Here is a 13,221-nt window from a genome sequence, read left to right as displayed (position 1 = left end):
AGGGACCTCCGCTATCGCGCGGCCGTTGCGCTGGCATGCGGGTAGCAGAGGGCTCCCTATCCTGCATCTGAACGATAGGCGCGCCGCCCCGCTACGGTAAACTCGGACCCCAAGCCGGGTCCTCCTGGGGCCGGCGTTCTACCCAAGACAATCACAACAATGGGGGTAGCATGGCTCAGTCAGCCGCCGTTTCCTGCAGTGTGCCCGCCGAGGTGGTCGCCCGCTTCAGCGAGGTCGTCCTGGCCCTGCAGTCCCGTCTGCGCGGCGGGGCCATCACCGAGTTCCATGCCCAGGCGCTGGAGCAACTGCAGCGCCTGGTCGCCTTCGACAAGGCCTGGTGGGGCAACTCCACCTGGCGTGACGGGGTGCCGGTGGCGCACAGCGCCTTCCTGTTGGGGCTGCCCAGCGCCTATACCCAGGAATGGGACGCCCTCAAGGCCGACGATCACGACCTCGGCGAGCTGCACCAGGAGCAGGGGCGCTGCCAGGTGTTCGACTGCCATGACGCAACGGCCTCGCCGGCGCTGGCCGCCCTGGGGCAACGCTATGGTCTGGCCCAGGGCCTGCGCATCGTGCTGACCGACGACCAGACCCGCCTGGGTGTGCACCTCACCTTGTTCCGCGCTACCCCCTTCACCGCCCTGGAATGCCAACTGGTGGAATGGCTGATGCCGCACCTGCTGCACGCCGAGCGCGATAGTTGCCTGCGCACCCTGGCGACCCTGAGGGACAGTGGCGGCAGCTTCGACGAACTGGCCCTGGCGGTGTGCGATCGCTACGGCGTGCTGCTGTCCATGGAGCCGGGTTTCGCCGCCTTGCTGGCAGCGGAATGGGAGGGCTGGCAGGGCAACCGGCTGCCACCCGCCTGTGCACCCCAGCAGAGCTACCAGGGCCGGACCCTGCAGCTGGACGCCCAGCCGCTGGGCGACCTTTTGCTGCTCAAGGCGCGCCGGCGCAGTTCGGCGGAGCGGCTCAGCGCCCGCGAACTGGAAGTGGCCCAGTGTTTCGCCCTGGGCCAGACCTACAAGGAAGTCGCCCGCACCCTGGGTATGGCACCGGCCACGGTGCGCCATCACCTGAGGCGGATCTACGAAAAGCTCGGCGTCAATCGCAAGGCGCAGATCGCCCAGCAGGTCGCTGCCGCGCCGGACTGATCCCACCCCCGTTCTGACCCTTTCGCCAAGACCGGGCGCCCCGCGCGCCTGGTGAGGCCTCGCTCGCCCGCTCGAACGTCTTGAGGAGCCTTTACCATGCCTTCGCCCGGAGTTCTGACTCGCGCCGCTGTCCTGTCCGTCGCCGCGCTGGCCGCCCCCATCACCCATGCCACCGAGAAGGGCATGCCGACCACGGCGGCCGGGGTGCAGGACTTCGGGGCCGGCTTCACGCCGCCGACGACGCCCTTCGGCACGGTCGGCATGCGCATCAGCGACTACCAGGCGCGGGTGATCAAGGACAGCCACGGCAAGGACAATGGCAATGACTTCAACATCAACGTCCTGGCCATCGGCCTGGCCTATCTGCGCATGACCGACCAGCAGCTGCTCGGCGCGCGCTACGGCTTTGGCGCGGTCTCGGTGTTCTTTCGCATGGACGCCGACCTCGGCATCGACGCGGGCGGGCAGCGGGTATTCAGCAACAGCGCCGAGCTGTTCCGCCCGGCGGACGTGCAACTGATCCCCGTGATCCTCGACTGGCGGCCGGCGCCAGGGGTGGGGATCAATACCCAGCTGTCCATCCAGGCGCCCACCGGCGACTACGACAAGGACCGCCTGGTCAGCCCCGGCACCAACCACTGGACGGTCTCGCCGATCCTCAACGCCAGCTACATCAGCCCGAGCGGGCTGGAGCTGTCGTCCAGCTTCCAGCTCGACATCAATGCGCGCAACGCGGCCACCGACTACCGCAGCGGGGTGGAGTATCGCCACGAGTTCGCCGTGGGCCAGCATATTGGCGACTGGACCCTGGGCCTGGGTGGCTACTATTACCGCCAGCTCAGTGACGACGACGCCCCGGGCCTGACCCGCGGCAATCGCGCACGGGTGCTGGCGCTAGGCCCGGCGGTAAGCTTCTTCCAGCCCACCTCGGGGCTGCCGGCCATCTGGCTGCACGCCTACAAGGAATTCGAGGCGCGCAACCGGGCGGAGGGCTATACCGTGGCGCTGCGCATCGGCGCCAGCTTCTAGCCGAGCATGTCGCGGACGCGGCTGATCAGGTGGTCGACGGCGAAGGGCTTGGTGAGGATCTCCATGCCGGGATCCAGATGCCCGTTGCCGATGGCGGCGTTCTCCGCGTAGCCGGTGATGAACAGGGTCTTGAGACCGGGGCGCGACTGGCGTCCCGCTTCAGCCATCTGCCGACCGTTCATGCCGCCGGGCAGGCCGACGTCGGTGATCAGCAGGTCGAGGTGGACGTCCGACTGCAGGATCTTCAAGCCGGTCAGGCTGTCACCCGCCTCGATGACGGCATAGCCGAGGTCTTCGAGGATATCCATGACCAGCATCCGCACCGTCGGCTCGTCGTCGACGATGAGCACCGTTTCACCCTGGGCGGCGCCGGCTACGTCCAGGCGCGCCGCAAGGCCCTCATCGGCCGGCATCTCGCCGAAGTAGCGCGGCAGGTAGATGCACAGGGTGGTGCCCTGGCCGACCTCGGAGTAGAGCCGCACCTGGCCGCCCGACTGGCGAGCGAAGCCATAGATCATCGACAGGCCCAGGCCGGTGCCCTGGCCGATGGGCTTGGTGGTGAAGAAGGGCTCGAACACCCGGGCGGCGACCTCGGGCGGGATGCCTACCCCGGTATCCGTCACGGACAGCGACAGGTACTGACCCTCCGGCAGGTCCTGGGCGCGGGCCGCCTCCCGATCCATCCAGCGGTTGGCGGTCTCGATGGTGATGCGGCCACCCTCGGGCATGGCGTCGCGGGCGTTGATACAGAGGTTGAGCAGCGAATTCTCCAGCTGGCTCGGGTCCACCAGTGCCGGCCACAGGGCGGCAGCGCCGACGGTTTCGACCTGGATGCCCGGGCCCACGGTGCGCTGGATGAGCTCGGTGAGGCCATTGATCAGCTGATTGACGTCGACCGGACGCGGCGCCAGGGTCTGCCGGCGGGAAAAGGCCAGCAGGCGGTGGGTGAGGGCGGCGGCGCGTTTGGCGGCACCCTGGGCGGCGACCAGATAGCGATCCAGGTCGCGCAGCCGGCCCTGGGCGATGCGCGTTTCCATCAACTCCAGGGCGCCGGAGATGCCGGCCAGCAGGTTGTTGAAGTCGTGAGCCAGGCCCCCCGTCAGTTGGCCGACGGCTTCCATCTTCTGCGACTGGCGCAGCTTTTCTTCGGCCTGCATCAGTTCGGCGGAGCGCTCGGCCACGCGGATCTCCAGGGTATCGTTGAGGGTGCGCAGGGCCGCCAGGGCCTTGTCGCGCTCCGCCTCGATGGCCCGGCGCTCCTCCACGTCGATGAGCACCCCGGGAAAGCGCAGCGGCGTCCCTTCGGCATCATGGTCGACCCGGCCGTTGGCCTCGATCCAGTAATAGTGGCCGTCAGCCCGGCGCACGCGGTACTGATGGGCAAAGGGGCCGCCCTGAGCGACGACCACCCCGATGGCCCGGGCGAGGCCCTCCTTGTCGTCCGGATGGACGTTGGTCACCACCTGGGTGAGATTCAGGCCGTCCAGGCCCAGCTGCGGATCGAGCCCGAACACCGTGGCGAAGGCTTCGTCCACCGTGAAGCTGTCGCTGGGCAGGTCCCAGTGCCAGGTGCCGATGATGGCGCCAGCGGAGAGCGCCAACTGCACCCGCTCGATGTTCTGGCGGGCCAGGGCCTCGCTGATGCGCAGGCGCTCCTGGGCATTGCGCCGCTCGGTGACGTCGCTGAACAGGATGGCGATCTGGCGCTCGTCCGGGTCACCCACCCGCACGGCGCGCACGTCGAACCAGCGCTCGAAGGTGTTGGCGTAGTTCTCGAAGGTCGCCGGCTCACCGGTCTTGGCCACGTGGCCATAGGTATCAAACCAGAACTGCTCCAGGTTGGGCGCGAATTCAGTGACCCACTTGCCCCGCAGGTTGACGCCGGCCTGGAGTTCGAATGCCGGGTTGGCTTCGAGGAAACGGTAGTCGATGGGCTTGTCGTCGGCATCGAACTTGACCTGGATGATGGCGAAGGCCGAGCCGATGGTCTCGATGATGGCGCGAAAGCGTTCCTCGCTCTTGCGCAGCGCGGTCTGCGCCGATTGCAGCTGACTCATGTCCAGCATGGCGCCGATCATGCGCGTGGGGCGCCCGTAGGTATCGCGGATCACCCGGCCGCGGTCGAACACCAGGGCATAGGAGCCATCGGCCCGCAGGAAGCGATACTCGTCGGTCCACACCACGCCATCGCCGTCGATCACGCCATGGATGGACGCATCGATCCGCGCGCGATCATCCGGATGGATCTGCTCGAGCCACCAGGTCCCAGTGGATGCTAGGTGCTCCGGTAGATGACCATAGGCGGCGGTCAGGGCTTCGTTCCAACGAATCTGGCCCGAGCTGAAGTCCCAGTCCCAGATGGCGTCGTTGGTCGCTTCGGCGACCAGCCGGTAGCGCTCCTGGGTTTCCTTGAGCGCCTGGCCCGCCAGGTGTTCGACGGTGCGGTCGCGCAGGATCTTGACGAAGCCGAGTGGCTCACCGTCGTCATCGGTGAGGGCCATCATCTCGCCGGAGGCCCAGAAGCGCTGGCCGTCCTTGCGCAGGTGCCAGCGTTCGTCCAAGGCACTGCCGTCACGCAGGGCCTTGGCCATCTCGTACTCGGCACGATGGTTGGCGCAGTCTTCGGGCGTGAAGAAGCGCGAGGCGTCCTGGCCGATCATTTCTTCGGCGGTCCAGCCCATGACCTGTTCGGCACCCGGATTCCAGTCGGTGATGCGGCCATCGCGATCGCTGACCACGATGGCGAACTGAGTCGTGCTCTCCAGCACCGCCCGGCTGCGGGCCTTGCTCAGGCGGCCGCGCTCGTCCCTTGGCGAGGCAGGTGTGGAATTGGCCTGCAGCGCCTCGCGTAGGCGAAGCACTTCAGCTTCCAGCTCTTCGCGGGTCAGCGTGGCCAGGGGTACCTCATTCATCGCGCTGGGGACCTCTCGGAATCCATTGACGGGGCGTTCGACCATACAAACCGCGCAGTGTGTCCGCACGGCGCGGAGCAGAAAAGCCCTTGCCGCTGATCGGCGGTTTGCTGGGGTACCGATCTCCCTGGAGGACCTGGTCGAAGGGGGCAGGGCAGCGAAGCGGCCAACTGGCTTAAATAGTAGCGCTAGAGCCGTGCGAGTGGTGGAAGCCGGCTGGTTGCACCGACCTGGCCGAAAGGAGCCGCGTGGCGTCCCTCTGCGCCGTGGCGACCAGACGTACGGTGCCTGGCCTGGAACCCGGTCGCCACCCCGGCTCTCTACGAAGGCACGGGGCAGTCGTCACGACCGTCAAGGACCCCGCAGCCCCCTGACTCAGGAGCACCACCCGCATGGCCACCGAATCCTCTTCTGCACCGGCGGCGCTTCGCCGCGCCATTACCCTGCCGATGCTGCTGTTCTTCATCCTCGGTGATGTGCTGGGAGCAGGCGTCTACGCCCTGGCCGGCACCATCGCCGGACGGGTTGGCGGGGCCATCTGGGCGCCGCTGTTGATCGCCCTGCTGTTCGCGCTGCTCACCGCCGCCTCATATGCCGAACTGGTCACCAAGTATCCCAAGGCGGGTGGGGCGGCGGTGTTCGCCGAACGGGCCTTTGGGCGGCCCTGGCTATCCTTCCTGGTAGGTTTCTCGATGCTGGCCGCCGGAGTCACCAGCGCCGCGGGGTTGGCGGTGGCCTTTGCCGGTGGCTATCTGCAGGCACTGGTGCCCTGGCCCGCCAGCTGGGTCTGCCTGGCCTTCCTGCTGCTGATAGGCCTGCTCAATGCTCGCGGCATCAAGGAGTCGCTGTCGGTCAACCTGGTGATGACCCTGATCGAGCTGTCAGGCCTGGTGATCGTCGTCGCGGCGGCGGCCTGGTTCGTCGCCCAGGGGCAGGCCGAGCCTGCGCGCCTGCTGGAAGTGGATGCGCCTTCCGCCACCGTGGCCATTCTCAGTGCGTCGCTGTTGGCCTTTTATTCCTTCGTCGGTTTCGAGACCTCGGCCAACCTGGCTGAAGAGGTGCGGGACGTGAGTCGCGTCTATCCGCGTGCCCTGTTCGGCGCCCTGATCATCGCCGGCATCGTCTACCTGCTGGTAGGGGCAGGCGCCGCCCTGGTTCTGCCGGTCGACCAGCTCAAGGCGTCGGGCGCGCCGCTGATGGACGTGCTCGGCGCTTCGGGCCTAGGCGTGCCGACCCGGCTGTTCGCGGTCATCGCACTGATCGCGGTGGCCAACGGCGCCCTGCTGACCATGATCATGGCCAGCCGCCTGGCCTATGGCATGGCCCGCCAGGGGCTGCTGCCTGGGGTGCTCGGGCAGGTGCTGCCGCGGCGGCAAACCCCTGGCGTAGCCATCCTCGCCACGACGGCGGTGGCCATCGCCCTGACCTACACCAGCACCCTGGACGTGCTGGCCGAAACCGTGGTGCTGCTGCTTCTGGTGGTATTCATCAGCACCAACCTGGCGGTACTGGTGCTCAAACGCGATCGCGTCGAGCATCCGCATTTCCGGGTGCACTGGGTCTTTCCGGTGCTGGCCCTGGCTTCTTGTGTGCTACTGATCGCCCAGCAGGGCGCGGCGACCTGGCTGCGTGCCGGCGTCCTGCTGCTGGTCGGCGGCGTGCTCTATGGCCTGACCCGGCTGGCCGGAACGCGTCGGGTCGCGGCCTGAGGTCCGCGTACTTTCACGCGATCAGGAGGCAACCAGCTCATAGAGCGTCTGCATGTCGGCGGGCTTGGTCAGGTGATGATCGAAGCCCGCGGCCAGGGCATCGGCCTTGTCCTGCGCCTGGCCCCAGCCGGTCATGGCGATCAGCTTGACCGCCTTACCCGCGGCGGTCTCGCGGATCGCCCGGGCCAGTTGATGACCAGTCAGGCCCGGCATGCCGATGTCGGAGATGACGATGTCGGGGTGATAACTCTGGAAGCTGTCCAGGGCCTGCTGACCGTCGTAGGCGATTCGCACCTGATGACCGTCCAGCTCCAGCAGTTCGGCGATGGTGTTGGCGATGTCGGGGTTGTCGTCCGCAACCAGGATCCGGCGAACGACTGGGGCCGCGGGCTCCAGCTCGGGCGCTGCCGGCAGGGCGGACGGCGGCGCGACCGTGACCGGCAGGGCCACGGTGAAACGGCTGCCCTGGCCGAGTCCGGCGCTGTCGGCGGTGATGTCGCCCCCCTGTAGCCGCGCCAGTTCCCGGGAAAGCGCCAGGCCGATGCCCAGCCCCGGCGAGCGCTCCGTCAGGCGCGGATCGACCTGGCCGAACATCTGGAACAGGGCGTCCAGGCGTTCCGGCGCTATGCCGATGCCGTTGTCGGCGATCTCCACCCGGACCTCGTCGGCGCGCTCCCGGACGGCCAGGCTGATCTGCCCATCCACCGGCGTATAGCGAGCCGCATTGCCCAGCAGGTTGAGGAAGATCTGCTCCAGGCGCAGTGGATCGGCATAGAGCCAGATGGGCGCCTCGGGCAGTTGCAGGTCGAAGGCCTGCCCCCGCTCCTGAAACAGGGGCAGCACCGCATCCGCGCTCGCGTCGAGAACCGATTGGAGCGTGACGAACTCCGGGTGCAAGGTGATCCGGCCAAAGGTAAGGCGGGAGATGTCCAGCAGGTCGTTGAGCAGGGCGCCCATGCGCTCCACCTGCCGATCGATGGTCTGGCAGCTGCGACGCTGTTGTTCGGGCGAGGCGGCCGGGGACGCGATCAGCGCCGCCGCATGGCGAATCGGCGCCAGCGGGTTGCGCAGCTCGTGGGCGAGGATGGCGAGGAATTCGTCCTTTTGCCGATCGATGTCCCTCAGCGCCTGTTCCTGCTGCTTGCGAGTACTGATGTCGAGGAACCAGACGGCCACGTTGCCATCGAACGGCGTCGCGCTGACCTGTAGCCAGCTGCTGGTATCCACGACGTCAGGGCCCTGCACCTCGGTGGACCAGGTCGTGTCGCTGCCCAGTCGTTCCTGACAGAGCTGCAGGATGCTGGCGCTGGCCCATGTCAGGCTGCCGTGGGCCTCCGCCTGAGCGAGACCCAGGGTCGCTGCGCCGATGGGATTCAGGTAGTCCCAGGCCAGGGTAGCCCCCGCTGTGGGCACGGCGATGCCAAAGCAGACCTGCGAACTCTCCAGGGCCACCCGCAGGCGTCGTTGGGATCGCTGCGCGGTTTCCTGGCTGCGCGCACGGTCGATCACCAGCACCGCCTTGGAGGCACAGAGATCGGCGAGTCGCTGCTCGCGTGGCGTAGGAGCCCGGGCCGCCGGCAGGTGCACGGTGATGGCTCCAAGGGTGCCATGCAGGGTGCTGCGCAGGGGCACGGCATGCACGGCGGCGAAGCCCAGGCGGCGGCCGACGGTCGCCAAGGCGGCGAATTCGGTCGAGGCCGCGAGTTCGGCCACCACTCGGTCACCGCTGCGAATGGCAGCGCCACAGGCGCTGGCCTCGGGCGGCAGGACGGCCAACTGCGCGTGGTCCTCGGCCGCGAAGCCTGCGGTGAAATACAGTTGCGGCGGCCTGCCGTCTTCGACCAGCGACACACAGCCGAAGGCCGTCTGATGAAAGCGGCACAGGACATCCAGGATCTCCTGCAACTGCTGCGGCAGCGAAGGGAGTTGCAGCAGGCGATGGTTCAGCCGCTGAAGGATCTCCAGGTCGGCGACCTGCAGCTGCAGCTCCCCCTGGCTCAGCTGCAGACCACGCAGGTAGTCGTCGCGCTGCTCTTCGATCAGCCGGCGCGCTTCGGCGGCGGCCAGCAGCGCCTCGCCTGCCAGTTGGACCTCCAGGACATCGCTGTCGGGCAGTACCGGTGGCAGGCGTTGACCCAGGGCCTCGGCCGCCTTCTGCAGTGCCTGCACCGGGCGGCTGATCCGCCGTGACAGCAGCAGGGCCACCGCCCAGGCGAAGGCCACCGACAGCACCAGCCCGCCGCCATAGAGAGCGAAGGAGCGGATGGCGGCTGCCGACACCTCTTCGGTCGGGATGGCCGTGGTCACGGTCCAGCCGGAATCGGGCAGGCGCACGAAGGCCGTGTAGACGTCATGGCCCTCCCGGGTACGGGAAATGCCGACCCCTTCGTCACCCGGTTGCGCCAGGATCTCTGTCAACCCCGGCAAGGCCCGCTGGCCGAGGGATTCTTCGTGCAAGGCCGTTCGCGCGATGCGAAGACCCTGACGATCGAACACCGAGCCGACCCAGTCTTTCGGCAGGGTGCGGGTCATACGGGCCGCTCTGATGCTTTCCGGCGTCATCACGGCAGTCAGCACGAAGTTGAGCTGCCCGTCGCGGAGTACCGGTACCCGTATCGGAAAGGCGAACTGCCCGGCGGGTCCGCGGGCCAATTGGCCGATCACCGGCCGGTGCTGGGCGATCACCTCGGCAAAGCTGTCCGGTTCGGCCAGGGGGCCCCCAGGTGCCCGATTGTGGGCCGAGATCCGCCGCACGATCTGGCCGTCGGGAGCGGCCAGCAATACCGTCCGCCAGCCCGGGACCAGGGGCAATACCCGTCCGACCTGGGTGGCGAAGTCGTCGAGGTTCTCGTTCAGCAGGGGGGACTCGGCGAGCGCCTGCAGGATGGTCACGGAGCGGCGCAATTCGATTTCGATGGTGGTCGCCGCCTGGCGACTGGATTCCAGCGCCCGCTGCTCCGTTTCACGTTGCTGGTGCTGCACCAGCAGCCAGAGACCGAGGCCGGCCACCAGGGCCAGGGGCACGATTCCCGCGAGAGCGATCGCCAGCAGGCGGTTGCGCAAGGGGACCAGACGCTTGGGGCGAGCGATCGGCGGTGGCATGTCGGTTTCAATGGCGGAAAGTCGTCATTCTAGCCTGAGCACCGGTGGCGATTTGCCAGGAATGCACGGTCGTCGGGAACCCGGACAACTCCCTGGAACCCGCGGCCGCTCTAGCATGCGGTTGTCGACAGGGCGGCCGCCTATCGGCGATGGGTGGTGGTTCAGGGGGGGGGCGGGCCGCCGACCAGAAGGGGTGAACCTGCCTTTCCCTCTCGGAGTTGCGCCATGCGTACCCTGAAATTGTCGGCCCGCTCGGCCGTTTGCTTTGCCACCATCACTCTGTTGCTGTTGGTGCTCGCCGTTACCTCGGCTCTGGGCCTGAATTCGCTGTATAACGCCGAACAGGACGTCGAGACCAACTGGATGGCCAGCATCGGCCAGACCGGCAAGATGGACACCCTGGTGCTCCGGTTGCGCCTGGAAACGCTGCGCATCGTGGCTTCTGAAGACGAGCAGATGAAGCAGACCGCCGGCGCGACCATCGCCCAGGCGCGCCGCGATCTGCAACAGGCGGTGGCGGACTATCAGGCACTGGTCGCCTCACCTGAAGAGCAGCGGTTGGCCGACGCGGTGACCGCTGGGGTCAAGGCCTACGATGCGCGCCTCGACGAGATTCTGGTGATTGCGCGGACGCGGCCGACCAATGAAGGCACCGCCTTCATCAACGCCAACATTCGCCCGCTGACCAACGATCTGCAAAACAAGATCGTGGCCCTGGGCGAATTCAACCAGCGTGGGGCCAAGCAGGCCGGCGAGCTGGCGACCCATACCTACAGCCGCAACCTCTGGCTGTTGGGCCTGATCTCGGCCGTGGCCGTGGCCCTGACTGTGGTGCTGGCCGTGCTCTATACCCGCAGCATCCTGCAACCGCTGCGCGAGGTGCTCGGAATCAACCGGCGCATTGCCGAGGGTGACCTGCGGGTCGTGGCCGAGGTAAAGGGGCGCGACGAGATGGCCGAGCTGATGCAGGCCACGGTGCAGATGCAGCAGACCCTGCGCGATACCGTCAGCCACATCGGCGAGGCCTCGACGCAGCTGGCCTCGGCGGCCGAAGAGATGAACGCGGTGACCGAAGAGGGCAGCCGTGGGCTGCAGCGGCAGAACAGCGAAGTGGAACAGGCGGCGACTGCGGTCAACGAGATGACCGCGGCTGTCGAAGAAGTGGCTCGCAATGCCGCCTCCGCCTCGACCTCGGCGCAGCAGTCGGAGCGGTCGACCGGTCTGGGCGCGGCGCGGGTCACCGAAACCGTCAACGCCATTCACTCGCTGACCGGCACCGTATCCCATACCAGCGAGCAGATCGTCGCGCTGGCGGGGCAGGCCCAGGGTATCGCCACCGTGGTCGACGTGATCCGCGGGATCGCCGAGCAGACCAACCTGTTGGCGCTGAACGCGGCCATCGAGGCCGCCCGGGCGGGTGAACAGGGCCGCGGCTTCGCCGTGGTCGCCGATGAGGTACGCGCCCTGGCCCATAGGACCCAGGAATCCACCCGTGAAATCGAGCAGATGATCGGCGGTATCCAGAGCGGTTCGGAAGGAGCTGTTCAGGCCATGCAGCGCAGCCGCGACGAGGCGAACGCTACCCTGAAGATCGCCAATGAAGCAGGCGCCGCCCTGGAAGAGATCGCGCGCTCGATCACCGAGATCAACGAGCGCAACTTCCTCATCGCCACGGCTTCGGAGGAGCAGGCCCAGGTTGCCCGCTCGGTGGATCAGAACCTGGTCAGCATCCGTGACCTGTCGATCCAGACCTCGGCCGGTGCCCACCAGACTGCCGCGGCCGCGCACGAGGTCTCGCGCCTGGCGGTGGACATGAATCGCCTGGTTGGCCGCTTCTCGGTCTGATCCAGACGCAAAGGTGATGAAAGGCCCTGCCGAGAGCGCCTCGGCAGGGCCTTTTCGTTTCCAGGCGGCTGGCAGGGAGGGGCTGCAGGACCAACGGGCGGGAACCCATCCGGGGTGCGCCAGGGTCTGCAGCCAATACCCCAGGAGAGACGGCCATGTACCTCGTCCAGTTGCTGCTACCCCTCAACGACAATGACGGCCAGCGCCTGCCAGGGGCGCTGTTTCAGGAGGTACGCCAGGTGTTGGTCGAGCGCTTCGGCGGCCTGACGGCCTTCAGCCGGGCTCCGGTCGAAGGCCTGTGCCAGGACGAGGCAGATCGGGTCGAGGACGATGAGTTGCTGGTCTACGAAGTGATGACCGAGGCCCTGGATCGGGCCTGGTGGGACGGCTATCGTCGACAGCTGGAAGTGGCCTTCCGGCAGCGCGAGATCCTGATCCGGGCCCAGCCTACGGAAAGACTCTAGGCCTCGTCCAGCATGACCCGCGCGCGCCCAGCTCGCTTGGCCTGGTAAAGGGCGGCGTCCGCCCGGCGGATCAGCTCATGGACACTGAGGCTGCCATCGGTGCAGCGGGCGATGCCGATGGAGGAGGTGGTCCTCAAGGTGACGCCCTGGAGGTGCCAGGACTCCTGCAGGGCGCGGCACAGGCGCTCGGCCATGGACAGGGCGGCAGCGGGCGAGGTATCGCGCAGGAAGACGATGAATTCGTCACCGCCGATGCGGCCGAGCAGATCCCCCTGACGCAAGCAGGCCGTCACCCGGGCGACGAAGGCCACCAGTAGCAGATCGCCGAACTCGTGGCCGAATTCGTCGTTGATGGCCTTGAAGCAGTCGAGGTCCAGGTAAAGGAGGGCACAGGGGCTGTTGGCATCACTGGCTCTATGGCGCGCGATCTGGTCGAGAATGCTGCGTCGGTTGGCCACCCCGGTCAGGGCATCCAGATAGGCCAGGGACTTGTAGCGACTTTCACTCTCCTGCAGGGCTGTCTCGGCCAGTTTGCGCTCGGTGACGTTGCGACTGACGATGGTCAGCAGCCGGCGCTCGCCCTGGGTGTCGAAGTGCGGGGTCTTGACCACCTCCCAGGTATTGATACGTCCATCGGGACCCATGAAGGACTTTTCGACCAATGTCGGCGCCGCGTTCTGCCAGGCGAGTTCATCGGTCCGGATGTTGTAGACGAACGCCTCGGCAAAGGCGGGAAAGCGCTCGATCAACTCGGCGTCGGTGACGCCGACGTAGTCGAAGCCGACCATGGCATAGGCTTCGAGCACGATGCGGTTGACGAACAACCAGCGCCCCTGGCCGTCCTTGGCGACGATGAACTCCTGAATCGAATCGAGGAGGGCGCGAAGATCGACGTCGGAATCGGCAGGGGACATGGGCAGGGCCTGGAGGTCGTACGAATTGTCAGGCTATCGGCCTGGTACGGCAGGAACTGAGGCCTGTCGTCCGGTCACCCGTCGCCGCGTTG

The 13,221-nt window shown here is 67.3% G+C and carries 8 protein-coding genes and 1 pseudogene; 6 read left to right on the top strand and 3 right to left on the bottom strand.

What is annotated here, in order from left to right; all coding sequences use genetic code 11:
• The first annotated feature begins 170 nt into the window (after positions 1-170).
• Together ACWPW1_RS12690 and ACWPW1_RS12685 are read left to right on the top strand one after the other, a co-directional pair.
• Positions 171-1,154, top strand: coding sequence for a helix-turn-helix transcriptional regulator (locus tag ACWPW1_RS12690; protein ID WP_454253082.1), 984 nt, complete (start codon positions 171-173; stop codon positions 1,152-1,154).
• Between the two features lie 183 nt (positions 1,155-1,337).
• Positions 1,338-2,183, top strand: a complete 846-nt coding sequence (locus ACWPW1_RS12685; protein WP_454253919.1) for a SphA family protein — start codon at positions 1,338-1,340, stop codon at positions 2,181-2,183.
• Here ACWPW1_RS12685 and ACWPW1_RS12680 read toward each other — a convergent pair.
• Entirely contained in the window at positions 2,180-5,095 is a 2,916-nt protein-coding gene (locus tag ACWPW1_RS12680) for a PAS domain-containing protein (protein ID WP_454253081.1), read from the bottom strand. The genes ACWPW1_RS12685 and ACWPW1_RS12680 overlap by 4 nt on opposite strands.
• 392 nt (positions 5,096-5,487) lie before the next feature.
• Between ACWPW1_RS12680 and ACWPW1_RS12675 the strand changes: the two genes are divergently transcribed.
• On the top strand, positions 5,488-6,804 hold the full coding sequence (locus tag ACWPW1_RS12675; RefSeq protein WP_434774309.1) for an amino acid permease: 1,317 nt from the start codon (positions 5,488-5,490) through the stop codon (positions 6,802-6,804).
• A gap of 21 nt (positions 6,805-6,825) precedes the next feature.
• On the opposite strand, the gene ACWPW1_RS12670 is transcribed toward ACWPW1_RS12675, so the two are convergent.
• On the bottom strand, positions 6,826-9,906 hold the full coding sequence (locus ACWPW1_RS12670) for a response regulator (protein WP_454253080.1): 3,081 nt from the start codon (positions 9,904-9,906) through the stop codon (positions 6,826-6,828).
• Positions 9,907-10,131: 225 nt separating this feature from the next.
• Here ACWPW1_RS12670 and ACWPW1_RS12665 point away from each other — a divergent pair.
• From ACWPW1_RS12665 to ACWPW1_RS12655, 3 genes and pseudogenes are all read left to right on the top strand, one after another.
• Positions 10,132-10,896, top strand: a pseudogene (locus ACWPW1_RS12665) (MCP four helix bundle domain-containing protein); the annotation flags it as partial.
• Entirely contained in the window at positions 10,870-11,751 is an 882-nt protein-coding gene (locus ACWPW1_RS12660; protein WP_442964888.1) for a methyl-accepting chemotaxis protein, read from the top strand. The pseudogene ACWPW1_RS12665 and the gene ACWPW1_RS12660, both read left to right, overlap by 27 nt.
• Positions 11,752-11,906: 155 nt before the next feature.
• Positions 11,907-12,215, top strand: a complete 309-nt coding sequence (locus tag ACWPW1_RS12655; RefSeq protein WP_454253079.1) for a hypothetical protein — start codon at positions 11,907-11,909, stop codon at positions 12,213-12,215.
• Here ACWPW1_RS12655 and ACWPW1_RS12650 read toward each other — a convergent pair.
• Positions 12,212-13,129 carry a diguanylate cyclase domain-containing protein gene (locus ACWPW1_RS12650; protein WP_454253078.1) on the bottom strand — a complete coding sequence of 306 codons (918 nt, stop codon included), beginning with the start codon at positions 13,127-13,129 and terminating at the stop codon, positions 12,212-12,214. The genes ACWPW1_RS12655 and ACWPW1_RS12650 overlap by 4 nt on opposite strands.
• Between the last annotated feature and the right edge of the window lie 92 nt (positions 13,130-13,221).

The sequence above is a fragment of the Pseudomonas sp. Marseille-Q7302 genome (assembly GCF_965111925.1).
This window is presented reverse-complemented; position numbering and strand designations above follow the sequence as displayed.